This window comes from Sphingomonas sp. Y38-1Y, assembly GCF_032391395.1.
Taxonomy (GTDB): Bacteria; Pseudomonadota; Alphaproteobacteria; order Sphingomonadales; family Sphingomonadaceae; genus Sphingomonas.
The window spans coordinates 277,364-299,933 of the sequence record NZ_CP135916.1 but is presented as its reverse complement, the minus strand read 5'-3'; the positions used below and the strand labels follow the sequence as shown (position 1 = coordinate 299,933).

At 62.6% G+C, this 22,570-nt stretch carries 21 protein-coding genes, 2 tRNA genes and 2 rRNA genes; 16 read left to right on the top strand and 9 right to left on the bottom strand.

Annotation, left to right across the window (positions count from 1 at the left end; genetic code table 11):
- The first annotated feature begins 61 nt into the window (after window positions 1-61).
- From RS883_RS01325 to RS883_RS01315, 3 genes are all read left to right on the top strand, one after another.
- Window positions 62-2,845 (top strand): 23S ribosomal RNA (locus RS883_RS01325).
- Window positions 2,846-2,952: 107 nt separating this feature from the next.
- A 5S ribosomal RNA gene (gene rrf / locus RS883_RS01320) occupies window positions 2,953-3,067 on the top strand.
- A 107-nt stretch (window positions 3,068-3,174) separates the two neighbouring features.
- A tRNA-Met gene (locus RS883_RS01315) sits at window positions 3,175-3,251 on the top strand.
- Window positions 3,252-3,303: 52 nt separating this feature from the next.
- On the opposite strand, the gene RS883_RS01310 is transcribed toward RS883_RS01315, so the two are convergent.
- Window positions 3,304-3,690 carry a JAB domain-containing protein gene (locus tag RS883_RS01310; RefSeq protein ID WP_315761900.1) on the bottom strand — a complete coding sequence of 129 codons (387 nt, stop codon included), beginning with the start codon at window positions 3,688-3,690 and terminating at the stop codon, window positions 3,304-3,306.
- Window positions 3,691-3,850: 160 nt separating this feature from the next.
- On the opposite strand from RS883_RS01310, the gene thyA reads away from it, so the two are divergent.
- Both thyA and RS883_RS01300 read left to right on the top strand, forming a co-directional pair.
- On the top strand, window positions 3,851-4,771 hold the full coding sequence (gene thyA / locus RS883_RS01305; protein ID WP_315761898.1) for a thymidylate synthase: 921 nt from the start codon (window positions 3,851-3,853) through the stop codon (window positions 4,769-4,771).
- A gap of 67 nt (window positions 4,772-4,838) precedes the next feature.
- On the top strand, window positions 4,839-4,997 hold the full coding sequence (locus RS883_RS01300) for a DUF1674 domain-containing protein (protein WP_315761896.1): 159 nt from the start codon (window positions 4,839-4,841) through the stop codon (window positions 4,995-4,997).
- Here the strand turns inward: RS883_RS01300 and RS883_RS01295 are convergent.
- Complete coding sequence (locus RS883_RS01295) at window positions 4,994-5,968, bottom strand: NAD(P)H-dependent glycerol-3-phosphate dehydrogenase (RefSeq protein WP_315761894.1); 975 nt, start codon at window positions 5,966-5,968, stop codon at window positions 4,994-4,996. The two genes, RS883_RS01300 and RS883_RS01295, sit on opposite strands and share 4 nt — an antisense overlap.
- Window positions 5,965-6,999: a tRNA (adenosine(37)-N6)-threonylcarbamoyltransferase complex transferase subunit TsaD gene (gene tsaD, locus RS883_RS01290; protein WP_315761892.1), complete on the bottom strand. Its 1,035-nt coding sequence runs from the start codon at window positions 6,997-6,999 to the stop codon at window positions 5,965-5,967. Before tsaD ends, RS883_RS01295 begins: the two co-directional genes overlap by 4 nt.
- Before the next feature lie 38 nt (window positions 7,000-7,037).
- On the opposite strand from tsaD, the gene hemC reads away from it, so the two are divergent.
- From hemC to RS883_RS01275, 3 genes are read left to right on the top strand one after another with little or no spacing between them, the layout of a single operon-like run.
- Window positions 7,038-7,964 (top strand): hydroxymethylbilane synthase, encoded by a 927-nt coding sequence (gene hemC / locus RS883_RS01285; RefSeq protein ID WP_315761890.1) that lies wholly within the window; start codon window positions 7,038-7,040, stop codon window positions 7,962-7,964.
- Complete coding sequence (locus tag RS883_RS01280) at window positions 7,949-8,626, top strand: uroporphyrinogen-III synthase (RefSeq protein ID WP_315761889.1); 678 nt, start codon at window positions 7,949-7,951, stop codon at window positions 8,624-8,626. The genes hemC and RS883_RS01280 overlap by 16 nt, the downstream gene beginning before the upstream one ends.
- Complete coding sequence (locus RS883_RS01275) at window positions 8,623-9,504, top strand: hypothetical protein (RefSeq protein ID WP_315761887.1); 882 nt, start codon at window positions 8,623-8,625, stop codon at window positions 9,502-9,504. Before RS883_RS01280 ends, RS883_RS01275 begins: the two co-directional genes overlap by 4 nt.
- An 83-nt stretch (window positions 9,505-9,587) precedes the next feature.
- Here RS883_RS01275 and RS883_RS01270 read toward each other — a convergent pair whose 3' ends face one another.
- Window positions 9,588-10,040 (bottom strand): invasion associated locus B family protein, encoded by a 453-nt coding sequence (locus RS883_RS01270; RefSeq protein WP_315761885.1) that lies wholly within the window; start codon window positions 10,038-10,040, stop codon window positions 9,588-9,590.
- Between the two features lie 161 nt (window positions 10,041-10,201).
- Between RS883_RS01270 and RS883_RS01265 the strand changes: the two genes are divergently transcribed.
- From RS883_RS01265 to RS883_RS01250, 4 genes are all read left to right on the top strand, one after another.
- On the top strand, window positions 10,202-10,861 hold the full coding sequence (locus RS883_RS01265; protein ID WP_315761883.1) for an outer membrane protein: 660 nt from the start codon (window positions 10,202-10,204) through the stop codon (window positions 10,859-10,861).
- A gap of 161 nt (window positions 10,862-11,022) precedes the next feature.
- Complete coding sequence (gene dnaN, locus RS883_RS01260) at window positions 11,023-12,150, top strand: DNA polymerase III subunit beta (protein WP_315761881.1); 1,128 nt, start codon at window positions 11,023-11,025, stop codon at window positions 12,148-12,150.
- Window positions 12,151-12,281: 131 nt separating this feature from the next.
- Window positions 12,282-12,422, top strand: a complete 141-nt coding sequence (locus RS883_RS01255) for a hypothetical protein (protein WP_315761879.1) — start codon at window positions 12,282-12,284, stop codon at window positions 12,420-12,422.
- Between the two features lie 58 nt (window positions 12,423-12,480).
- Window positions 12,481-13,269 (top strand): Coq4 family protein, encoded by a 789-nt coding sequence (locus RS883_RS01250; protein ID WP_315761877.1) that lies wholly within the window; start codon window positions 12,481-12,483, stop codon window positions 13,267-13,269.
- An 85-nt stretch (window positions 13,270-13,354) separates the two neighbouring features.
- Here RS883_RS01250 and RS883_RS01245 read toward each other — a convergent pair whose 3' ends face one another.
- The 3 genes from RS883_RS01245 to RS883_RS01235 are packed head-to-tail and all read right to left on the bottom strand — an operon-like array spanning window position 13,355 to window position 15,068.
- Window positions 13,355-13,555, bottom strand: coding sequence for a Trm112 family protein (locus RS883_RS01245; RefSeq protein WP_315761875.1), 201 nt, complete (start codon window positions 13,553-13,555; stop codon window positions 13,355-13,357).
- Window positions 13,552-14,160 (bottom strand): LON peptidase substrate-binding domain-containing protein, encoded by a 609-nt coding sequence (locus RS883_RS01240; protein ID WP_315761873.1) that lies wholly within the window; start codon window positions 14,158-14,160, stop codon window positions 13,552-13,554. The genes RS883_RS01245 and RS883_RS01240 overlap by 4 nt, the downstream gene beginning before the upstream one ends.
- A complete protein-coding gene (locus RS883_RS01235; protein ID WP_315761871.1) occupies window positions 14,157-15,068 on the bottom strand; it encodes a tetratricopeptide repeat protein in 912 nt (303 codons plus the stop codon). The genes RS883_RS01240 and RS883_RS01235 overlap by 4 nt, the downstream gene beginning before the upstream one ends.
- A 177-nt stretch (window positions 15,069-15,245) precedes the next feature.
- Here RS883_RS01235 and RS883_RS01230 point away from each other — a divergent pair.
- The 3 genes from RS883_RS01230 (at window position 15,246) to RS883_RS01220 (ending at window position 18,339) form a co-directional block, all read left to right on the top strand.
- Window positions 15,246-15,320, top strand: a tRNA-Gly gene (locus tag RS883_RS01230).
- Between the two features lie 422 nt (window positions 15,321-15,742).
- Window positions 15,743-17,881: a GNAT family N-acetyltransferase gene (locus RS883_RS01225; RefSeq protein WP_315761869.1), complete on the top strand. Its 2,139-nt coding sequence runs from the start codon at window positions 15,743-15,745 to the stop codon at window positions 17,879-17,881.
- Entirely contained in the window at window positions 17,878-18,339 is a 462-nt protein-coding gene (locus RS883_RS01220) for an ASCH domain-containing protein (protein ID WP_315761867.1), read from the top strand. The genes RS883_RS01225 and RS883_RS01220 overlap by 4 nt, the downstream gene beginning before the upstream one ends.
- A gap of 13 nt (window positions 18,340-18,352) precedes the next feature.
- On the opposite strand, the gene RS883_RS01215 is transcribed toward RS883_RS01220, so the two are convergent.
- A complete protein-coding gene (locus tag RS883_RS01215; RefSeq protein ID WP_315761865.1) occupies window positions 18,353-20,026 on the bottom strand; it encodes a retron Ec67 family RNA-directed DNA polymerase/endonuclease in 1,674 nt (557 codons plus the stop codon).
- Window positions 20,027-20,591: 565 nt separating this feature from the next.
- On the opposite strand from RS883_RS01215, the gene RS883_RS01210 reads away from it, so the two are divergent.
- A complete protein-coding gene (locus RS883_RS01210; protein WP_315761863.1) occupies window positions 20,592-20,921 on the top strand; it encodes a DUF5818 domain-containing protein in 330 nt (109 codons plus the stop codon).
- A 5-nt stretch (window positions 20,922-20,926) separates the two neighbouring features.
- On the opposite strand, the gene RS883_RS01205 is transcribed toward RS883_RS01210, so the two are convergent.
- On the bottom strand, window positions 20,927-22,405 hold the full coding sequence (locus tag RS883_RS01205) for a hypothetical protein (RefSeq protein ID WP_315761861.1): 1,479 nt from the start codon (window positions 22,403-22,405) through the stop codon (window positions 20,927-20,929).
- Window positions 22,406-22,570 lie beyond the last annotated feature (165 nt).

Sequence of the window (22,570 nt, the reverse complement as noted above, 5' to 3'; positions counted from 1 at the left end):
TGCTCTGCCGAGTTTTGGTCGAGTAATCGATCCAGCGTTGTTGTTGGTGGTGTGGACTCTCAAGCGTGAGGTAAGGGCAACTGGTGGATGCCTTGGCATGTACAGGCGATGAAGGACGTGGCACGCTGCGATAAGCGTGGGGGAGCCGTGAGCAGGCATTGATCCCACGATTTCCGAATGGGGCAACCTGGCTTCACCAATTATCCTGCTCGTGGGACCCACGAGCTGGGTAATTGAGAGAAGTCATCACCGAGGTGAATACATAGCTTTGGTGAAGCGAACCCGGAGAACTGAAACATCTCAGTACCCGGAGGAAAAGACATCAACCGAGATTCCGTTAGTAGTGGCGAGCGAACGCGGACCAGGCCAGTGCTCATCATTCAAGTAGCAGAACCGATTGGAAAGTCGGACCATAGTGGGTGACAGTCCCGTATGCGAAACTGATGTGATGAGACTTGAGTAGGGCGGGGCACGTGAAACCCTGTCTGAACATCGGGGGACCACCCTCGAAGCCTAAATACTCGTACATGACCGATAGCGAACTAGTACCGTGAGGGAAAGGTGAAAAGCACCCCGATGAGGGGAGTGAAACAGTACCTGAAACCGGTTGCCTACAAGCAGTGGGAGCATCCTTGAGATGTGACCGCGTACCTCTTGCATAATGGGTCTGTGACTTAGTGTATCGAGCAAGCTTAAGCCGTTAGGTGTAGGCGAAGCGAAAGCGAGTCTGAATAGGGCGATTGAGTTCGATGCATTAGACCCGAAACCCGGCGATCTAGGCATGACCAGGTTGAAGGTGGGGTAACACCCACTGGAGGACCGAACCGATTAATGTTGAAAAATTATCGGATGAGTTGTGTTTAGGGGTGAAAGGCCAATCAAGCCGGGAAATAGCTGGTTCTCCGCGAAATCTATTGAGGTAGAGCCTCGAGTGAATACCATGTGGGGTAGAGCACTGGATGGGCTAGGCGGCGCGAGCTGTACCAAACCTAACCAAACTCCGAATACGCATGAGTACTACTCGGGAGACAGACGGCGGGTGCTAAGGTCCGTCGTCAAAAGGGAAACAGCCCTGACCAACAGCTAAGGTCCCCAAGTCACGTCTAAGTGGGAAAGCATGTGGGATTTCCAAAACAACCAGGAGGTTGGCTTAGAAGCAGCCATCCTTTAAAGAAAGCGTAACAGCTCACTGGTCTAAACAAGAGATCCTGCGGCGAAAATGTAACGGGGCTCAAGACGTGCACCGAAGCTTTGGGTTCGACGTAAGTCGAGCGGTAGCGGAGCGTTCCGTACGCCTGTGAAGCGGTCTGGTAATGGGCCGTGGAGGTATCGGAAGTGCGAATGCAGACATGAGTAGCGATAAAGAGGGTGAGATGCCCTCTCGCCGAAAGACCAAGGGTTCCTGCTTAAAGCTAATCTGAGCAGGGTGAGCCGGCCCCTAAGACGAGCCCGAAGGGGGTAGTCGATGGGAACCACGTTAATATTCGTGGGCCTGGTGGTGTGTGACGGATGGCGTGTGTTGTACGATCTTATCGGATTGATCGTGCCTCGAAGCTGTCCCAGGAAATAGCCCCACCGTATAGACCGTACCCGAAACCGACACAGGTGGTCTGGTAGAGTATACCAAGGCGCTTGAGAGAAGTGTCCTGAAGGAACTCGGCAAATTGCCTCCGTACCTTCGGAAGAAGGAGGCCCTCATTTTGCGCAAGCAGATTGAGGGGGCACAGGCCAGGGGTAGCGACTGTTTAGCAAAAACACAGGGCTCTGCTAAGTCGGCTTCAAGACGACGTATAGGGCCTGACGCCTGCCCGGTGCCTGAAGGTTAAGTGGAGGGGTGCAAGCTCCGAAATGAAGCCCAGGTAAACGGCGGCCGTAACTATAACGGTCCTAAGGTAGCGAAATTCCTTGTCGGGTAAGTTCCGACCTGCACGAATGGCGTAACGACTTCCCCACTGTCTCCAGGACATGCTCAGCGAAATTGAATTCTCCGTGAAGATGCGGAGTACCCGCGGTTAGACGGAAAGACCCCGTGCACCTTTACTGCAGCTTCAGAGTGGCATTAGGAAAGAACTGTGTAGCATAGGTGGGAGGCTTTGAAGCACTGGCGCCAGCCGGTGTGGAGCCATAGGTGAAATACCACCCTGTTGTTTTCTGATGTCTAACCCAGAACCGTTATCCGGTTCGGGGACCCTCTGTGGCGGGTAGTTTGACTGGGGCGGTCGCCTCCTAAAGCGTAACGGAGGCGTGCGAAGGTTGGCTCAGATCGGTTGGAAACCGATCGTTAGAGTGCAATGGCATAAGCCAGCCTGACTGCGAGACTGACAAGTCGAGCAGAGACGAAAGTCGGTCATAGTGATCCGGTGGTCCCTCGTGGAAGGGCCATCGCTCAACGGATAAAAGGTACGCCGGGGATAACAGGCTGATGATTCCCAAGAGCTCATATCGACGGAATCGTTTGGCACCTCGATGTCGGCTCATCACATCCTGGGGCTGGAGCAGGTCCCAAGGGTTTGGCTGTTCGCCAATTAAAGTGGTACGTGAGCTGGGTTCAGAACGTCGCGAGACAGTTTGGTCCCTATCTGCCGTGGGCGTCGAAATTTGAGAGGAGTTGACCCTAGTACGAGAGGACCGGGTTGAACATACCTCTGGTGTACCTGTCGTCGTGCCAACGGCGCAGCAGGGTAGCTATGTATGGACGGGATAACCGCTGAAAGCATCTAAGCGGGAAGCCTCCCTCAAGATAAGATTTCATCGAGCGGTCGTAGACCACGACCTTGATAGGCTGGATGTGGAAGCCTGGTAACAGGTGGAGCTAACCAGTCCTAATTGCTCTTTTCGCGCTTCGAGAGTTCACACCGCCAACAACAGCGCTGGTAACCCCAGCACTCGGCGTGGATGACGATCAAGGCCTTGCACAAAGATTTGAAAAACCGAACCTCACCGCCTCCATTGCTTGGTGGCTATAGCGTCTGTGACCCACCCGATCCCATCCCGAACTCGGCCGTGAAACCGGACTGCGCCGATGGTACTAACGCTCAAGCGCTGGAAGAGTAGGTCGTCGCCAGGCATTGAAGACGGTGAAAGTTCGTATACCCATTCATGATGTCGGGCCGCTCCCGCGGCCCCAACCCTTTACGGGACGCCCCGAAGCAACCCTTCGACAAGCGTCCCTGGCGCGGGGTGGAGCAGCCCGGTAGCTCGTCAGGCTCATAACCTGAAGGTCACAGGTTCAAATCCTGTCCCCGCAACCAAACACCAAAAGCCCCCACGGCAACTCGCCGCGGGGGCTTTTTCGTGTCCGCGTCACAACAACCCCAACGCCCGAAAACTAGACACCGCGTCAGCCGACAGGATCACGTGATCGATCAGCTTCAAACCCAGCGCGCCGAGCGCCTGCTCGAACCGCCGTGTCACCGCGATGTCCGCCGCACTCGGACGAACGTCGCGCGAGGGATGATTGTGCGCCATCACCAGTCCTGTCGCTTCCAGCGCCAACGCTTCGCGAGCGATGGTCCGGATCGGCAGTTCAATCGCGTCAGCCGAACCCACGGGCGTGTGACGTAGTGCGATCACGCGGTTGGCCTGATCGAGATAGGCGAACGCCGCGATCTCCTCTCGCGAATGCGCGATCGAGGCGAAGATTGCTCGCGCTGAGCGCAGATCCTCCAGCGTGTTGCGAGCGATCGCCATGTCGCAAACATCGCATTGTCGACAATCTTTGCCTCCGCGAACCTCATCCGTTCTAGAGGATCGCTACGAAGTGATACGCAAGATCGGAGCGTCCTTGACGGCTGCCCCATTGTGCCGGCTGTCCGCCGCGGTAGAGCGGACGCCAGCCGGCGGAGGACGCATGACCCATTACGAGCAGCAATATCTCGACCTGCTCCGCGACGTTTGGACTCGCGGCGACGAGCGGCGCGACCGGACGGGAGTGGGGACGCGGTCGCTGTTCGGACCGACGCTGCGCTTCGATCTGTCGGACGATCGGATCCCGCTGCTCACCACCAAGCGCGTCGCGTGGAAGACCGCGGCGCGCGAAATGCTGTGGTTCCTGACCGGCGACACCAACATCCGCGAGCTGGTGCGGCAGAAAGTGCACATCTGGACCGACTGGCCGCTCGACCGGTTCCGGCGGGAAACGGGCGAGACGATCGACCGTGATGCGTTTGAGGCGCGGGTTCTGGCCGATGACGAATTTGCCGCACGCTGGGGCGATCTCGGCCCCGTCTATGGCAAGCAGTGGGTGGCCTGGGACACCTATGAGCCGGTGGGCGATGGCCTCTATTGGCGAGGCACGCCGGTCAATCAGATTGCCGAACTCGTGCAGGCGATCCGGACGAACCCCACCTCGCGGCGGCTGCTGTTCACGGGGTGGAACGTCGCCGAGCTTGGCGGGATGGCGCTGCCGCCGTGCCACATGACCTATCAATATCATGTCGCGGGCGGGCGGCTGTCGGGGATGCTGTGGCAGCGGTCGTGCGACCTGGGCCTGGGCTTTGCCTTCAACGCGTTTTCGGCGGCGATGCTGCTTCGGATGCTGGCGCTGCAATGCGATCTGGAGCCCGGCGAGCTCGTCTGGAGCGCGGGCGACGCGCATGTCTATCTCAATCACGCGCATCTGGTCGAGGCGACGCTGACGCGCGAGCCGCGCAGCGACCCGCGGCTGCGGATCAAACGTCGGCCGGCTTCGATCTTCGATTATGCGATCGAGGATTTCGAGGTCGAGGGATACGACCCGCACCCACACATCGCTGCGCCCGTCGCGGTCTGATCCAGTCGCCGGGTTGATCCGCCGAGCGGTGCGACCACATCGGCGCCACGCCAACGAGGAGCCGATCATGGGCCAGCGCCCGCCGCACGTGAAGCCGCCCGCCTATCTGTCGAAGAACCCGCCGGTGCCGACGCCGGAACCGGTCGAGCGCAAGCCCGATCCGGAGGGGCGTGATCCCGTCCGCTATGGCGACTGGGAGCTCAAGGGGATCGCGATCGACTTCTAGGCTTCGGCGCGCAACGGCCGGGCGAGCAGGGCCTGGGTGATCGCATCGACATCGGCGCCTTCGAGCAGTGCGCACACCGCCTCCGTCACCGGCATGTCGACGCCGCGCGCGCGGGCGTCTTCGCGCAGGACGGGTGCGGTGAACGCGCCCTCGGCCACCGTGCGGCGGTCGGACAGCATCGCCGACGCCGCGCGCCCCTCGCCGATGCCGACGCCAAGCGAGAAATTGCGGCTGCTGGTCGACGAGCAGGTAAGGACCAGGTCGCCGAAGCCGGAGAGCCCCGCCAGCGTCTCCGCCCGCGCGCCGCGCGCGATGCCGTAGCGGGTCATCTCGGCGAAGCCGCGCGCGATCAGCGCCGCGCGCGCATTCTGGCCCAGCCCCGCGCCCTCGACCACGCCGCACGCGATCGCGAGCACGTTCTTGACCGCGCCGCCGATCTCGGCCCCGACGACATCGTCGCTGGCATAGGGGCGGAGCGCCGGGCCGGCGAGCCGCTCGGCCAGCGCATCGCGGAGCGCGGCATCCTGACAGGCGAGCGTGACCGCGGTCGGCAGGCCGGCGGCGACCTCATGCGCGAAAGTCGGGCCGGACAGAACCGCGAGCGGCGCGCCGGGCTGAGCGTCGGCAGCGATCTCGCTGACCAGGCGGCGGGTGCCCGCCTCGATCCCCTTGGCGCACAGGACGAGCGGGCGGCTAGCGACGCCGACGTCGCGCAGCACCGTCCCGACATGCTGGGTCGGCACGACGACGAGCAGCGCGTCGGCTTCGCCGAGGTCGGCAAGATCCTCGGTTGCGCGGATCGAGGTGGAGAGCCGCGCCTTCGGAAGGAAGAGGGTGTTGACGTGATCGGCGTTGATCGCCGCCACCACCTCGGGTTCGCGCGCCCAGAGAAGGACGTCCTCGCCGCCCGACGCCGCGACCTGCGCCAGCGCCGTGCCCCAGGCACCCGCACCGATGACTCCGATCCTCATGCCTTGACCCCCGCCCCGCGCGCCGGTTCAGCATGGGGGTCGAGCGGCCAGCGCGCGCGAGCGGGCACGTCGAGCGGATCGGTGAGGCCGGCGGCAAAGCGCTCGGCGCCCGCCCAGGCGATCATCGCGGCATTGTCGGTGCACAGCCACAGGGGCGGTGCGACGAAACGGAGGTCGTGCCGGGCAGCGAGCGCCTGAAGCGCCGAACGCACCCCCTGGTTGGCGGCGACGCCGCCGGCGACGACAAGTGCGGTGGCGCCGGGGGCCTGCGCGATGGCGCGGCGCGTGCGGTCGATCAGGCAGTCGATCACCGCCTGGCTGAACGAGGCAGCGATATCCTCGGCGCAATGCTCGCCCGACTGGACCGCGCGCGCGACCGCGCTCTTGAGGCCGGCAAAGGAGAAATGCGGCTCGGCCGAACCGAGCAGCGGCCGCGGCAGCGGCACCGCGCGCGGATCGCCCAGCGCCGCAGCGCGCTCGACCGCGGGACCGCCGGGAAAGCCCAGGCCGAGCAGCTTGGCGGTCTTGTCGAATGCCTCCCCCGCGGCATCGTCGATCGTCGTCGCGAGGCGCACATGGTCGCCGACACCGCGGACCAGCAGGAGCTGGCAATGCCCCCCCGAGACGAGCAGCAGGAGATAGGGGAAGGCAAGGTCGGGTTCGGCCAGCCGCGGGCTGAGCGCATGCCCCTCGAGATGATTGACCGCAATCAGCGGCTTGCCTGCGGCATGCGCCAGCGCCTTGCCGGTGACGAGACCGACCATCACCCCGCCGATCAGGCCGGGGCCGGCGGTTGCCGCCACCGCATCAATGTCGGCGAGCGACACCTGCGCCTCCGCCAGCGCCGCCTCCACAAGCGGCGCGAGCACGTCGGCGTGGGCGCGCGCGGCGATCTCCGGCACGACGCCGCCATAGGGGGCGTGCGCGGCCTCCTGGCCGGCGAGCTTGTGCGAGAGGATGCGTCGGTCGCTGCTGACGATCGCCGCGGCGGTTTCGTCGCAGCTCGATTCGAGACCCAGGATCAGCTCCATCGCTTCCATCTAGACGCGCGCCCGGCTAGCACAAGGCCATGTCCCGCCCCTTCCGCATCGGCACGCGCGGCTCGCCGCTGGCATTGACCCAGGCCAATCTCGCGCGCGGGCTGCTCGCCGCGGCGCATGGCGAACCCGCGACGGCGTTCGAGATCGTGCCGATCCGCACCACCGGCGACCGCGTCCAGGACCGTCCGCTCGCCGAGATCGGCGGCAAGGCGCTGTGGACCAAGGAGCTCGACCGCGCGCTGATCGAGGGCGAGATCGACTGCGCGGTGCATTCGATGAAGGATGTCGAGACGATCCGCCCGTCGGCGATCGTCATCGCGGCGATGCTGGAACGCGCCGACGTTCGCGAGCGGCTGGTCGGCGCGCCGTCGATCGAGGCGCTGCCGGAGGGGGCGGCGATCGGCACCTCCTCGCCGCGGCGCGCGGCGCAGATGCGGCGGCTGCGGCCCGACCTGCGCATCGTGCCGCTGCGTGGCAATGTCGATACGCGGCTGTCGCGGCTGCTGACGGGCGAGGCGGATGCGACCTTGCTCGCTGCCGCCGGACTTGAGCGGCTGGGACGCCACGATGTCGGGTTCGCGGTGCCGATCGAGACGATGCTGCCCGCGCCGTCGCAGGGCGCGATTGGGATCGAGGTGCGCGCGAACGATGCCGATACGCACGCGATGATCGCGGCGATCAATCACGCCGACACGCGCGCCTGTGTCGAAGCGGAGCGCGCGCTGCTCGCCGAGCTCCAGGCCGATTGCCACTCCCCCGTCGCAGCGAACGCGCGGATCGATGGCGGGGTGCTGACGCTGTCGGCGCAGTTGCTGAGCGAGGATGGGGCCGAGCACGTCACCGGCCGGCTGTCGGGTGCCGACGGACCGAAGCTGGCGGCGGCGCTGGCGAAGGACCTGCTCGAACGCGCGCCCGCGGCGGTGTGCGCGCGCTTCGGCCGATGCGACGCCGGCTGATCGTCCTCCGGCCTGAGCCGGGCAACGCGGCGACTTGCGCCGCGATCGAGGCGGCGGGGGCGGCGGCGGTGGCGATGCCGCTGTTCGCGGTGGTGCGATTGGCGTGGGACACACCCGATCCTGACGACTTCGATGCGCTGGTGCTGACGAGTGCCAATGCCGTGCGCCATGCCGGGGCGGGGTTGGCTGCCTTCGCGCATCTGCCGGCGGTGACCGTGGGTGAGGCGACGACACGGGCGGCGGCGGCGGAGGGCCTACACGTTGTCGCTGAGGGCGCGAGCGACGCCGGTGAGCTACCCGCGTTGCTGGCGAGGATCGGCGCGACGCGGCCGCTGCATCTGGCCGGGCGCGAGCACCGGCCGCTGGCGGGGGCGGTGACGCGGATGGTCTATGCGAGCGAGCCGGTCGACCCGCCGCCGGTCGCGCTGAGCTGCGCGACGGTGCTGGTCCATTCGCCCCGCGCGGGTCGGCGGCTGGCAACGCTGGTCGCGCCGGACGCGCGCGCGTCGATCGCGGTGGCGGCGATCAGTCCCGCCGCGCTCGAGGCCGCCGGCGACGACTGGGCCGCGGCAGTCGCCGCGCCCAGCCCCCGCGACGATGCGCTGATCGCCACCGCGCTTTCGATTGACCCGCCCGGCGGGCACGGGGATAAGACGCCATGATCGCTGACGACGTGTCGTTCGAAGCGCGCCCGCGGCGGCGCGGGCGCGGGCTTGGCCTGGTGCTGGCGCTTCTGGTGGCGCTGATCGTCGGCGGGATCGTCGCGGTGCTGTGGGTGGCGCCAGCCTGGGAGCGGTGGCGCAATCCGGCCGCTTCAACGGCGGTAGCGGCGACGCCCGCTGCGACGCCGACCCAGGCCGCGCAGCCGCCTGCCGAACCCGGCACCGACCTCACCTCGCTCTATGCGCGCGAGATCGCGCTGGCGGCGCGGCTGGAGGCGCTGGAGACGCAGCTTGCCGGGCTGGAGGGTGATTCGCGCGTCGCCTCCGCCTATGCGACGCGGGCCGAGGGCGTGCTGGTCGCGTTCGCGGCGCGGCGGGCGCTCGATCGGGGCCTGCCGCTCGGCTATGTCGACGCGCAGCTTCGCGAGCGGTTTGGTGCGACCCAGCCGCGTGCGGTCGCCGCAGTCACCGCGGCGGCGGCAACGCCAGTGACGATCGAGGATCTTCGCATGGGGCTCGACTCAATCGGGCCGACGCTGCTCAGCGGCCGGCGCGACGGCTGGTGGCCGGCGTTGCGGCGCGAGCTCGCCGGGCTGCTGGTGCTGCGCGAGGAAACGACGCCGAGTGCGCGCCCCGCCGACCGGCTGACCCGCGCCCGCCGCCTCGTCGACGCCGGCCAGGTCGAGGCGGCGATGGCCGAGGTCGCGCGCATGCCGGGCGCAAGCGGCGCGCAAAGCTGGCTGACGGCGGCTCAACGATATGTGACGGCGCGACGCGCGCTGGGCGCGATCGAAGCGACGGCGCTATCGCTCCCCGATCCGCCGGCGGCGCCCGCTCTGCCCGCGGCGGAACAGGCGCCGGCACAGCCCCAGCAATAGCGGTTCCGTTCGTGCGTGGGGGCGTGGGCGTTGGGCACGTGCTTCGACTAGCTCAGCACGAACGGCGTCGGGGCGGCCGAGGCCTACCCCAGACAAGCCACCCGCGCCGCGTCGATCGCCGTCGCAGCGCCGCTTAGCCGGTACACATCCGCAAAGGGCTGCCGGTTCGTGCCCACGCTCTCGACGCTCAAGCTCCGCGCGCCGCGCATCGCCGCGACGATCGCCCGATCGGTTTCGGGATCGGGTGCCCAGGCGTCGCGCGGGCCGGCGGTCAGGCGGAAGCGGCGCTCGCCGATCGCCAGCGTCACGCGCGACGCGGCGGCATGCGCGCGGCTGAGCCGGACATGGAGCTGTGGCCGCGGATCGGCGTTGGGCCAGGTCGTCACCGCGACGAACCCGACGCGCCGCTGCTGCACCGGTGCCGCCATCGCATAGCAGCGGCGCGGGCCGGTATCGGCGAACGCGCCCCAGCTTTCGAAGACGCCGATCGTCGTACGATCGGGTGAGGACAACAACAGGGCGACGAGCAGCATCATCCCGTCGCTGCCTTGGACGATAAGGGTCCAGGTTCAAGCCCCTGTTGCACAAATACCACGAAAACCCCTGTTTAGCTGGCGTTCATGCAACTCGGCTGCATTGCACCCATTTGAGCGACCCGCCCGGTTCGCCGGGTGCGTGTTCAGGTAAGGAGTTTTCCATGCGTTACGCAATCGCCGCGGCGCTCGTCGCCTCGTCCGCCTTCGCCGCCCCCGCGCTGGCGCAGGACCAGGTGAACCCGGCGTTCACCGGCCCGCGCGTCGCCATCCTCGGCGGCTATGACGGCATCAAGCCCGGCAGCAGCGAGGACAGCGACATCGAGGGCGACAATCAGACGGTCAACGGCTTCCTCTATGGCGGCGAGATCGGTTACGATTTCGCGTTCGGCGGCGCGCTCGTCGGTGTCGAGGCCGAGCTGACCGATTCGACCGGCAAGGTCGAGACCAACCGCGTCAACCCGAACACCTTCGGCTTCGGCGAAGTGTCGACGGGCCGCGACATCTATGTCGGTGCGCGCGTCGGTGCGCTCGTGATGCCCGAGACGCTCGTCTATGCCAAGGGCGGCTACACCAACACCCGCCTGAACGTGCTGGCGGATGACGGGCGCACGACGCTCGACACCAACTTCAACCTCGACGGCTGGCGCCTGGGCGCGGGTGTCGAGCAGGCGGTGGGTCGCAATACCTTTGCCAAGCTCGAGTATCGCTACTCGAACTACGAGAACGCCCGTCTCGAATATCCGAACGGTGCGAGCACGGGTCGCTTCGACGTCGACACCGATCGCCATCAGGTCGTCGCGGGCGTCGGTCTGCGCTTCTGAGGCGATCTGCTTCGTTGACGGGGCGTTAACCCCGCCAACCTAGTCGAACGAAGGGTCGGAGCGGCTTGCTCCGGCCCTTTTTCGCGCTAGACATAGAGGGCTTGAGGGCCGCTCCCGGCGCGGGAGGCGTGACGTTGTGGGCCGCGGCCCGGGGGATGAAGATGAAGGCGACGATCGAACGCGCGACCCTGCTCCGGGCGCTCAGCCACGTCCAGTCGGTGGTCGAGCGGCGCAACACCATCCCCATCCTGTCGAACGTGCTGATCGATGCGCAGGCACAGGGCACGATCCGGCTGATGGCGACCGACCTCGACCTCCAGATCGACGAGACGGTGGCGGCGGCGGTCGACCAGGCGGGCGCGACGACGGTGTCGGCGCACACGCTGTTCGACATCGCCCGCAAGCTGCCCGAAGGCGCGCAGGTCGAGCTCGCCGCGGCCGAGGGCCGGCTGACGGTGGTGGCGGGCCGCGCCCGCTTCCAGCTTGCGACGCTGCCGCGCGACGACTTTCCGGTGATCGCGGAGGGTGAGCTGCCGACGCAGTTCGAGCTGCCCGCGGAGACGCTGAAGGCGATCATCGACAAGACCCGCTTTGCGATCTCGACCGAAGAGACGCGCTATTATCTCAACGGCATCTTCCTCCATGTCGCCGATGAGGGCGGCCCGGGCGGCGGTCAGGCGGTGCTCAAGGCGGCGGCGACCGACGGCCATCGGCTGGCACGCGTCACCGTGGCGCGGCCCGATGGTGCCGAGGCGATGCCGGATGTGATCGTGCCGCGGAAGTGCGTGGGCGAGCTGCGCAAGCTGCTCGACGAGGTCGACGGCTCGGTCGGCGTGTCGCTCAGCCCGTCGAAGATCCGTTTCGACCTGGGGCAGGCGATCCTCACCTCCAAGCTGATCGACGGCACCTTCCCCGACTATTCGCGCGTCATCCCGACCGCGAACGACAAGCTGCTCAAGATCGATCCCAAGAGCTTCATGGACGGCGTCGACCGCGTGTCGACGATCGCCACCGAGAAGACGCGCGCGGTCAAGATGGCGGTCGACCGCGACCGGGTGACACTGTCGGTGACGAGCCCCGAGAACGGCGCGGCGGCGGAAGAAGTCCCTGGCGAGTACGCGGCGATCCCGATCGAGATCGGTTTCAACAGCCGCTATCTACTCGACATCCTGCACCAGATCGAAGGCGACAGCGTCGAAGTCCATCTCGCAGATGCGGCAGCGCCGACGCTGATTCGCGAGAATGACAAGAGCCCGGCCCTCTATGTGCTGATGCCGATGCGCGTCTGACCGCGATAGTGCGGCGCGACGTGCATTCTTTTCAACTACCTGCTTTGGTAGGTTCGCATCCGAAACGCTTGGACGTGCGTTCATCCTTCGTTATCCCGTGACATATAAAAGACGGGTTGGAGAGGTGCTACATGCAGGGTACGCAGCCGTTCAAGAATCTGTCGTCGCTTGGCAAGCACGATACCGGCGTGCTTTCCAATCTTACGGTCTATTCAGCGATCGCCGTTTTTCTTCTGGCCTTTTGGCTGACGGTCGCTCTGATCGTCTTCTGAACGCTTGATGCCGCTCGGCGAGCGGTGTACTGACAATGCTGTCAGTAAGGAGCTCGCCATGGCCAGTGTTCCCAATGCCATCGATCGCGGTGCCACTGGCCCGGTGGCTGACTTCAACCCTGGCCGACCGCTCAAGCGCGACTGGCGCACCGCCTGGATCGCGCTCCGCAAGTTGCTCCGCAATGCCGAGGATACCGGACAGGTCTTCCGCATCATGCGGGCGCTGAACGCCGATACCAGCCACAAGAACTATACGCGCCTGCTGCGCACCGCGGAGGGTGGGCGGATTGCGCTTCGCCATGTCGAGCTGGCCGAGCGGTTCAGCGATCGCGCATGGCTACAGGCGCTGCCCGAGGGGAGCGTCGGCGCCGCGTATCGCGACTTCCTCGCGCGCACGGGCTTTTCGGCACAGGGGCTGGCCGACATCAGCTACGCCGAGAACGCCGATTTTCGCGACAGCGACCATCCCTATGCATGGTTCGGCCGGCGCGAGCGCGACATCCACGACATCTGGCACGTGCTGACCGGCTATACCGCGGAGGAGCCGCTGGGCGAGGCGTGCCTGGTCGCGTTCAGCTATGCACAGACGCGCGGGCTCGGCTGGGGCGCGATCGGTCTGGCGGCGGCGCTCAAGAGCGTGAAAATCACCGGCGACACGCGGTTCGCCAAGGCGGTTTGGGAGGGATACCGGCACGGCAAGCGCGCCGCCTGGCTGCACGGCGAGGATTACGAGGCTTTGCTGGCCGAGCCGCTGGACGCCGCGCGGCGGCGGCTGCGGATCGAGGCGCCGGCGGCGTATCAGCGTGCGCAGGCTTCGCTGAAGGCGAAGGGGCTGAGCGGGCTCTGAACCTTCGCCGCTCGTGCCTCGTATCGACGTTCCGCCCGAGACCATCCCTCGATACGCGCCTTCGATACGCCCCTTGCGGGGCTACTCAGTCGCTACTCGGGACGAACGGGGTTGGTGAGGCATAGGGAGTCGATGCCTCCACCAGCAGCACCGGCACGCCGTCGCGGATCGGATAGGCCAGCCCCGCGGCGTCCGACACCAGCCGATCGCCGTCCTGCCGGAGCGGCGTGCGCGTCGCCGGGCAGACCAGCCGCTCCAGCAACCAGGGATCGATCGGCGCCGTCATTGCAGCGTCGCGTCGTCCTGGCCGTGGCGGCCGAAGAACTGGATGAGCTGGACGAGCAGCTCAGCGCGATCGGCCAGGCTTTCCGATTCGAGCAGCGCCTGTTTCGACGCCACGTCGAACGGCGCGATCTGGGCGATGCCGTTGACCAGGCTTTCGTCGTCCAGCCGCGTCACAGCCTCCCAGTCGACGGCATAGCCATGCACTTCGGCGAAGCGACGCGACTCCATTTCGATCGAGGCGCGCATCCCCAGGCTCAGCGTTTCCGACTCGCCATTGGGCAGCAGCTCGGCCTCGACCTGACGGAACAGCGTCGTGACGTCGAGCTCACGCAGGATGCGGAAGATCGCCGCGCCCTCGAGCACGATGTCGTAGCGGCCGTCGTCATGCGCCTCGACATCGACGATGCGCCCGACACAGCCGGTCTCGAACAAGGGCGGCGGCTCGCCGGGGCCGCGCGGCTGGACCATGCCGATGCGGCGGTCACGGGCGAGCGCGTCGCTGACCATCGCGCGGTACCGCGGCTCGAAGATGTGCAGCGGCAGGTGCATCCCGGGAAACAGGATCGCGCCCCCCAGCGGGAAGACCGAGAGGCGCGTCGCGCTCATCCGAACAGGATCGCCGACAGGCGGCGGCGCTGCTGCGACACCCAGGGATCCTCAAGCCCGACGACCTCGAACAGCTTCAGGAGGCGCTGACGTGCGGCGCCCTCGTTCCAGTCGCGGTCGGCGCGGATCATGTCGAGAAGGAGGTCGGCGGCGGCATCGCGCTCGCCCGACGCCATCAGCCCGCCGGCGAGCTCGTAACGAAGCTCGGGATCGTCGGGGTTGGCCGCGACCTGTGCCTTGAGCCCGGCGAGATCGTCGACGGGGGCGGCCTCGCGGGCGAGTGCCAGGGCGGCGCGTGCCCGCGCGACTTCGGGCGCCTTCTCGGCCTCTTCGGGCAAACCGGCGAGCGCCGCTTCCGCCTCGTCGACCCGGCCGAGCGCGACCAGCGCGCGGGCGCGGCCACCAGCGACGGCGGGATGCTCGGGCGCCATCTCGGCAAGCTGGTCGAACAGCGACAGCGCGCGCTCGGCGTCGCCTTCGCCCAGCACTTCCTCGCCCATCGCGATCAGAGGCTCGAGCTCGGCCTCGACCGCCTGTTCCTCGCCGCCGACCGGCAGCTGGCGGAGGATCTGGTCGAGATTGGCCTTGAGCGCCGATTCGGTTCGCGCCTGGCCCAAGTCGGCGACGAGCTGACCCTGGAACATCGCATAGACGGTCGGGACCGACCGCACCTGAAACTGCGCGGCGATGAACTGGCTCTTGTCGACGTCGAGCTTGGCGAGGCGGACGCCCTTGGTCGCATATTCCGCCGCCACCTTGTCGATGATCGGCCCCAGCGCCTTGCACGGGCCGCACCATTCGGCAGTGAAATAGACGATGACGAGCTGGGTCATCGACGGTTCGACGATGTCGCGGCGAAAGGCCTCGACGGCTTCCTTGTCGGCAGCGGACAGACCCAGTGTGGCCAAGGCGGCACCCCTTCTTCGTTCAACCATGTGTCGAAACCCCATGTGGGCCTTTGCGGCGGCGTGGCCAACCCCTTCCTTTTTCCGTCGCAAAAGGGGCTTGCAGGGGGGCGGGGCCGATGCTAGTGGCCCCGCCTCGACAGCGCGGACCCGCCCGGGCCGCTGCCGAAGAGCGCCAGAGCGGGCGTAGCTCAGGGGTAGAGCACAACCTTGCCAAGGTTGGGGTCGAGGGTTCGAATCCCTTCGCCCGCTCCAGTCTTCTCAAAGACTTACAGGCCATGCCGAGGGGGTCGGCAAAAAACACCCCACCATATCCCCACTGACGGTTCCGGAAATCCCTACCGGTCGCCCCACTGATGTGTTCTCCCCAGACGTCATCGTGAGCGGCGGGAAGGCTCGTGCTGGCTGCTGACGAACTCAGCTTCAAGGACGTTCACGCGCCCCTTCGTCCAACGCAACGCGCTGAATCGAACGCCCCCGCTCAGCGGTAGCCAACTCGACCTTTCAGTTCGCAATCATCGTAGCGCCGCCCCCACCGCACCTCCGGGGGGGCATGGAAAAGGCTTCTTCAATCAGCCTTTAAAGTCCGCCTTCCGCGCTAGAAAAAATTTTCAAAAAATTTGATCCGTCATTCTGGCACAGATACGGTCCTTGGCAACGGGGAGGTTTTACGCGCGATGCCACGGACGTTCATTGTAAAAGACCCTGAACAGCTCCGGCAGCACTTAAGTGGAATTATCCTTCTATCGAACAGCGAACGTGAGGCGCTGGGCTTCCTCACACCCGCTGCCTATTCCGACGCAATCGACCAAAAGCGTCTTCGGGTAATGTTGTCGGAGGATGCTGACGGAACGGTCAGCTTGGTCGGCTACATATTCCATGGGGGTGTCTATCCTCACGCTCGCGTCCAACAAATTTGCGTTCAACCGCAATGGCGAAAGCGCAAGATAGCCTCAGCACTGATGGACTCCCTTGTCTCGGATATGGAGCGCCTTGGCTTCTCAACGATAAAAGCCAAAGTCGCCGACAATCTTCCTCATGCTCATTCCTTCTATGCCCGCCATGGCTTTGAAGAGGCACTATCTAAGCCGGGTGGGACCGCACGGGGCCGAACGATTGTCATTCGCGTTCGGAATTTGGACACGCCGCATCTTTTTTCGACGCCACCGACTGCGATCAGCACTGGGCTACCAACCTTCGGGGCCGAACCGGCATTCTACACATTTGATTTAAATGTCCTGTTTGATCTCGTAAAAAATCGTGACCGTCATCAAGCGGCCTGCTCTTTGTTCGCTGCCGCGTTGGATCATCGTGTCCGCCTTGGAATAGCGCCTGAATTCATTGATGAATTGAAGCGGACATCTCATGACCAGAACAATGATCCGGTTTTGCAGATGGCGTTACAGCTTCCACGCTTGCCGCCCCCCGTTGACCCAGATGACCTCAACCGCCTTTCGGAAACGGTCCATCAACTCGTGTTTGTTGATCGCGGAGCAGCGGGGGCAGGTTCGAAACAGGCGCGTAGCGACGCCCGCCATCTCGCCCACTCCGCATTATCGCGAGTAGCTGGCTTCATTACGAGCGACGGTGCCATCTTGGCCGCGCGGGATGACCTTCTGGAACGTGTCGGGATCGACGTTGCCGGGCTGGACGAACTGATCTCTCTGTTACCTGAAAGCACAGACGGATCGCCCACAACCGGCCGTCAAGGAACGGGTTTCGAGTGCAAGACCCCAACCGTTCAAGAGGCCACCGCCTATTTCAAGCGGTCAGGTGTCCCGGATGGCATTATCGCGGAAGTTTGTGGCCCGGTCGTGGGTCGACCTGACGGGTGGCGATCAGCGATATGGGAAAACGGCGCTATCGTCGCGGTCGCGTTTTCGGTGCCCCCGGTTTCAACGTCGGGGGACGAAAGATTGCTCATCGCCGTGGACGCGGGGCATCTGGATCGCGAACTTTACGGAGAGTACCTGTTGGACGCGGCCGTCAAACACGCCTGTTCGTCAGGCCCAGCGGCGATACGTCTGGTACACGTGTCAGGACAACCAACCGTCAGCGCGATCGCAAAAACTCGCGGCTTTGTAGCGGCCGGGGCTGGGAGTGATTTGACGAAAGTCGCGATTGGCCGTCCCGTCACCGAAAGCAATTGGGATGCAGTCCGTAACCAAGCACGCCGGAAGGCCGGTCTGACGCTACCGAAGAAATGGCCTGATTTCTCCGATGGGGAAAGGAGTGTTCCAATCACCCATGGGCCGACCCAATCGGCAGCATTGTCCCCGGAGCGGTTCGAAGATTTGTTTGGGCCGACCCTCTACCTTTGGCCCGGACGAGAAGGGGTAATCGTGCCAATCCAGCGCGCTTATGCCGACGAACTGCTGGGAACAAATCTCCAGACCCGGCTAGCGTTTATCGAAGATCGAGACGCATCGTTTTTGGAACGGAGGGCATACGTAAATACGCCCCGCGCCCGTAGGGCCATGCGCCCGGGGCTGCCGATCCTGTTTTACGAGTCCAGTAAAAAGGGAGGCCGTAGCGCTATCGTCGCGGTGGGACGGATTGTGGATTCTATCATCGTGCCTAAGGAGACAACCTTAAAGGAAGCGGAACGCCGGGTGGTCGTGGACGATCTTTCCGACTTTTCGACAACGGATGATGTGCTGGTGACGACCTTTGATAATTTGATGCCATTTCCAACGCTTGTCCCCCTCGCCGCTTTGAAAGCCATGGGGGCCGAAGGGACGAGCAACCTCATTTCTGCCACGCCGTTGGCGCACAACAATCTGGTGGCAATCATCAAGGCAGCTTGGGGCCAATGAACGCAGAAAACGACGCAATCATTTCGATCCATCCCCACCACGCACAAGCCATCCTTGATGGCGCTAAGACGATCGAACTGCGTCGCCGCATTCCCCAGCTTTCGGTTGGTACACGCCTGTGGATATACGCCACGCGCCCGGTTGGGGCGGTTATCGGGGTCGCCACCGTCGAGCGGATTGTGCGAGGCGAGCCGGAACAGATATGGCTCGAATTCGGCGATCAATCTGGGATCGGTCGAGACGATTTCGACAGCTATTTCGACGGCTCTGACGTCGCGATTGGCTTGCTTCTAGCCAATGCTAAGCGTGGCACCGAACAGGTTGCCATCAAAGAATTGCGTAGCCTACGCGAAGGTTTTCATCCTCCGCAAGTAATGATGACCATTAGCAACAATGAGGCCGCAGCGCTTCAGAGAATGACGAATATTGATATAAGCTGCGCTACTCATGCTTGGTAAACGCGCGGCTAACTCAAATTTTACAATTCTTTATCGCTTCATTTAGACCCTCCAAAAGAGGATCAAGGCCATCAAAATTAATCCCTGCAGCATTGTCCCTGACATAGTGGGATAGTGCAACTTTCCCAAAGTGCTTGGATGTATCCAGTTTTTTGGCCGTCGAAAATGTCTTTCCATTAAGTTTGACGTTTTTTACGTTGGCAGGAAGAAGATCCTCGATCGACGTCAGCTTTTGGGTTCCAACATGCGGGGTCTTTACAAGAATAAGCCCACTAGTAATTTGATGAACAATGCTAGTATCATCGGTACTAACGCCTGTTTTGTATATTCCATTTACCTGAGACAAGACATCCTTTCCGCCACTATCATTATCAATAAGAATTACAACTGGATTCTTTCTGAGGGTATGGTTGAAGCAATCCTTGTTTTTATTGAATAGATATAGAAAACGCTTAATGTTTCCCGCTCCACCAGTCAGGCCTAAAACATGGGCGGCATTGGTATCGAAGTTGAAGAAGCTCGGGATTATTTTATATGGTGACTGCTTATCATCCCGTAAAGATTTAAGGTTAGTAGACTTACTGTTTAGTAGGGCAGCCCTTATATAAAAAATATCAGACGGTCCCTCAGTTAGAATCGTCGGCTTATCATTGCCGAAGAAATACTTATAAATGTAAAATAACTGAAGAGTTCTCCAGAACTGCGTAGGATTGTCCTGTTTATCTTGAATAGTTCTTGTGTCTGACTTCGATCTTATGTGATGAATATGTGACAACCTGCCTTCAAGAATTTTCATGTTGGACTTCGACGGTTTCTCATCTCCCTCCTTCTCGGGAGGACAATTGTCAGCAAAACTAGGAGTGAAATCTGGGATGGTGCATTTGCCCGTTTTGAACAGGGCGTGGCACATTGAGCGGGTGGCGAGGTAATATTCTCGTGAAACATTGGGATGGCTGTTGACGACAAGCCCCGTGACCATTTGACGGTTGGACGCCAGGCTCATGCGGGTTTTGCTGGCCTTGATTGGAAAATCGGCCCTTGCAAAAATGTCGATGATCTGGGGAGATAATGCCCATCCTTGCGGGGTGGAGCTGTCTGGCGCTGCCACGTCGCTAGGGAATTCTCGTAGGTTCGTGGAGATTGTGATGTCATCCGCATACCTGCTGTAATGGCAGCGGCGAGATTGCAGAAACCGGCACATTCTGCGGTCAAAAAACTGAGCGATGAGGTTTGCTATGTGTGGAGATGTCGGAGCGCCTTGCGGCAACGTATCTTCAAAGCAAGCAATCTGCGCTATTGCAGTTGCTACATCTTTGTGTAGCGCAAACTCATGGTTCTTTAAGAAGAAACCTCTAACTCGTCCAAAATTAAACTGCCCAAAAAAGTCCTCAATATCCATGTTGAGAACGTATCGCTTTTTCCTATGAATTTCAGCGTTATCGTAGATGTTGACGCCGCGTTTAAAGCCAAAATCCAGATTTGAGTTTTTCTTACTAGCCGCTACGACATCATTTTCGCATTCATATAGAACATCAAGAAGGCGACGCTGTATCCATTTTAAACGTGGATGAGGCTTCAAGATAAGCCTAGTTCCGCCGCTTTTCTTGCTCATACAAAATTGATCGTACTTGAGCTTCTCGTTCATCTTATACAGAACAAAGGATAGCTCTTTCGCCTCAACGCCCATTAGGTGGGCGAGGGCAATCCTGCTTTGGCAGGCCTTCAAATCAGCGAGCATAGCAGGCCGTGAACACTCCTAAGCGATATGGTCGTCATGGCGTAATTTCATCAAGCGGCAATTCGCAGAGTATCGCATAGTAGCAAGCGCTTCTCGCGTACTTCTCAATCGCCGAGAAACTCAGCGAAAAAATCTGTTCACGGCCCTTATCAACAAGCTATCGACCTTCCTTGTCTCGTGCAACTGACATTTAGCTCCCATCGGTTCGGATTGCTTCCCCGCCGGATTAGATCGTGAGATTGCGTCCGCCTACACTCCGGCCCATAAGGGGCTTGGAGCCACTACGCATGGCTCTGGGGTGTAGTAACCCCGAGATGAGCGGTAGATGCTGACCGTAACAGCGTCACACTTCCTGACCCTTATGGTCGGGGAGCCTGTGGCGTATGTCCAAGGCTTCCAGCCCAAAGGCCCCAGGGCCGACTCATCTCGGTTTACTACCTCCCCGATCACCAAGGATCAGGAGTGAAGTCGATAGCGGGGGCGTACCGCGTCGGACTTCCGGGGAGACAGGGTGATGCCACGAGGCACCCGGCATGTTCTCACTGGCACGTTGCGGTGGACCCGGTTCGGTCATGCGCTCGAAATCGACGGCGGCGGGGTCTGGCAGCTTGATGCGCCGTGGTCATCCGCCAAGCGGCATTGCAACCAACGGGTGACGGTCGAGGGCACCCGATCGGGCTTCGATCTGCTTGACGTTGACCGGATTACACCCGTGGATCAGGCGACATCCAATGGACAGTATCGAAGGCGACCTTTGGCCACGATCCGGGATTGGATGCGGGATGCTCTTACGAGTTCCTATGAATGGATAAGGGGTCTGATAAGAGATTCGCTATTCCATTGATATTCTTATCCATTCCTCTCTTCCCACCCCTCCTTCAACACTGGTTCCCTGCCTAGTCTAGCGACATAGGCATCAATCATTGCTGTCCGCAGCCTGTCTCGTTGGTCGTCCGTCGTTATGAAGGCGTCATGGACTGGCAGAGCGGTCCACCCTTCCGTCGTTGCCGTGCTGACGATCTCCAACGCTATGTCGGCTTCTGTTCGCATAAGGCGAAGGCCGTCCCCTTTGCCGAAGGCATCCCCGATCGGCTGGTGATGGGTGACGATCATGCTTGCCATGCGGTCGATGGACAGGTCGGGCGGGTAGAGAATGTCGACTGGCCTCTCTACGGCTCCCGGTCGGCCTTTGCCGTTTAGCAGGATTTGCATCAGCCATTTGACGCAAGGACGATAGGTGCGGGGCGCAACCCCCGTTTCCCGCTCATATGCCTCCATTTCGGGGATCGCGTAGGGATCGTCCGCACAGTCGATACCCCGTTCATGGTAGAGCATCCGGGGGAAGCAGCCCCGATAGTCGATTTCTACCGTTGGCTTGTCGTTGATAGTGATCGCCCGTCGCAACGGGCTGGGAACGTACATCCACCAGCCGCCGAACATCCGCCCACCCTGATCGAACCGGGGATCGGCTTCATTCCCGTTGTTGAAGATGCGGTACAGGTCGGTCTTGAACAGTTCGGGCAAGCGATAACCCGTCCCTCCTAGCCAGCCCGTCAGTTCGTCGGCCGAAAGGCTCAGTCCGATCGTCTGTTGCCGGTAGAAGGCGTTGATCGCTGCCAGCGCCGCCGTCCATTGCTCCGTTTCCTCATTGGGCGTGAAGTGGATGCGCTTGCCCTTGGCGGGGTGAACGATCCCGCCCCTGTGCCAGTCGAATTCCGTGTTCCCCTTGGGTCCGTAGAGGCGAACCAGTTCCTCAACCGGCAAGCGGCATTCGACGGACTGTTCGATTACGCCGCAGTCCAGAGCCAAGGCGATCAGGTTCGAGGTTGCCCGGTAGGACGATGCCGTGGAGGGCGTCTTGGAGTACCAAGGCATTCGCTGCCCTGTCAGCGTCTCGACCAGCCCGGCCTCTGCCATTGCATCCACGACGTCCGCCAACGCGCCGTGTTTCATCCATCCGGGCTTGTCATCGTAATGCCGGGTATCCGCCTTACGAAAGTAGAGGACCGAGGCAGAATCGCGATAGAAGGAGCCACGCAGTGCATTGGCGGCCAGCCGTCGCAGGCGAAGCCGCAGTGCATCCCTTCCCCGTTTCCGCTGCCGTGGCTCTACCCTGTCGTAGATGTCGACCAGCCGTTCCGTCAGGCGTTCGCCCTCTGGATCACGCACGTCGATATGCTCGTCAAAGAACGTACCTCGACCAGCCTTCAAGGGCTTCCCATGAAGGGCAGGTACAGGACGGACAGGCGCTGGGTCCGCTTGATCCGCGACATATTCGAACAGATTGTCGGGACAGGCCAGCCCGCCGCTTCCGGCGATCCCCTGCATCCCCGTCATCCCCGCAACTGGGTTATGAAGGCTTCCACCTCATCACGGACGTAGCGCGCCGCCGATCCGATGTAGCGAGGTTCGAGATTGAAGATGCACGGTTGTCCGTGACGACGCTTGTGCCGCTGCCCCCGCACCCAAGCGGGGGACATGTTCAGGATACGC

Bases quoted from the DNA above. Each gene is read 5' to 3' on its own strand.
- RS883_RS01310 (WP_315761900.1), bottom strand. From the start codon at position 3,690: ATGGCGATCGCTCGCAACACGCTGGAGGATCTGCGCTCAGCGCGAGCA.
- thyA (WP_315761898.1), top strand. From the start codon at position 3,851: ATGACCCATTACGAGCAGCAATATCTCGACCTGCTCCGCGACGTTTGG.
- RS883_RS01300 (WP_315761896.1), top strand. From the start codon at position 4,839: ATGGGCCAGCGCCCGCCGCACGTGAAGCCGCCCGCCTATCTGTCGAAG.
- RS883_RS01295 (WP_315761894.1), bottom strand. From the start codon at position 5,968: ATGAGGATCGGAGTCATCGGTGCGGGTGCCTGGGGCACGGCGCTGGCG.
- tsaD (WP_315761892.1), bottom strand. From the start codon at position 6,999: ATGGAGCTGATCCTGGGTCTCGAATCGAGCTGCGACGAAACCGCCGCG.
- hemC (WP_315761890.1), top strand. From the start codon at position 7,038: ATGTCCCGCCCCTTCCGCATCGGCACGCGCGGCTCGCCGCTGGCATTG.
- RS883_RS01280 (WP_315761889.1), top strand. From the start codon at position 7,949: ATGCGACGCCGGCTGATCGTCCTCCGGCCTGAGCCGGGCAACGCGGCG.
- RS883_RS01275 (WP_315761887.1), top strand. From the start codon at position 8,623: ATGATCGCTGACGACGTGTCGTTCGAAGCGCGCCCGCGGCGGCGCGGG.
- RS883_RS01270 (WP_315761885.1), bottom strand. From the start codon at position 10,040: ATGATGCTGCTCGTCGCCCTGTTGTTGTCCTCACCCGATCGTACGACG.
- RS883_RS01265 (WP_315761883.1), top strand. From the start codon at position 10,202: ATGCGTTACGCAATCGCCGCGGCGCTCGTCGCCTCGTCCGCCTTCGCC.
- dnaN (WP_315761881.1), top strand. From the start codon at position 11,023: ATGAAGGCGACGATCGAACGCGCGACCCTGCTCCGGGCGCTCAGCCAC.
- RS883_RS01255 (WP_315761879.1), top strand. From the start codon at position 12,282: ATGCAGGGTACGCAGCCGTTCAAGAATCTGTCGTCGCTTGGCAAGCAC.
- RS883_RS01250 (WP_315761877.1), top strand. From the start codon at position 12,481: ATGGCCAGTGTTCCCAATGCCATCGATCGCGGTGCCACTGGCCCGGTG.
- RS883_RS01245 (WP_315761875.1), bottom strand. From the start codon at position 13,555: ATGACGGCGCCGATCGATCCCTGGTTGCTGGAGCGGCTGGTCTGCCCG.
- RS883_RS01240 (WP_315761873.1), bottom strand. From the start codon at position 14,160: ATGAGCGCGACGCGCCTCTCGGTCTTCCCGCTGGGGGGCGCGATCCTG.
- RS883_RS01225 (WP_315761869.1), top strand. From the start codon at position 15,743: ATGCCACGGACGTTCATTGTAAAAGACCCTGAACAGCTCCGGCAGCAC.
- RS883_RS01220 (WP_315761867.1), top strand. From the start codon at position 17,878: ATGAACGCAGAAAACGACGCAATCATTTCGATCCATCCCCACCACGCA.
- RS883_RS01215 (WP_315761865.1), bottom strand. From the start codon at position 20,026: ATGGGCGTTGAGGCGAAAGAGCTATCCTTTGTTCTGTATAAGATGAAC.
- RS883_RS01210 (WP_315761863.1), top strand. From the start codon at position 20,592: ATGCCACGAGGCACCCGGCATGTTCTCACTGGCACGTTGCGGTGGACC.
- RS883_RS01205 (WP_315761861.1), bottom strand. From the start codon at position 22,405: ATGCAGGGGATCGCCGGAAGCGGCGGGCTGGCCTGTCCCGACAATCTG.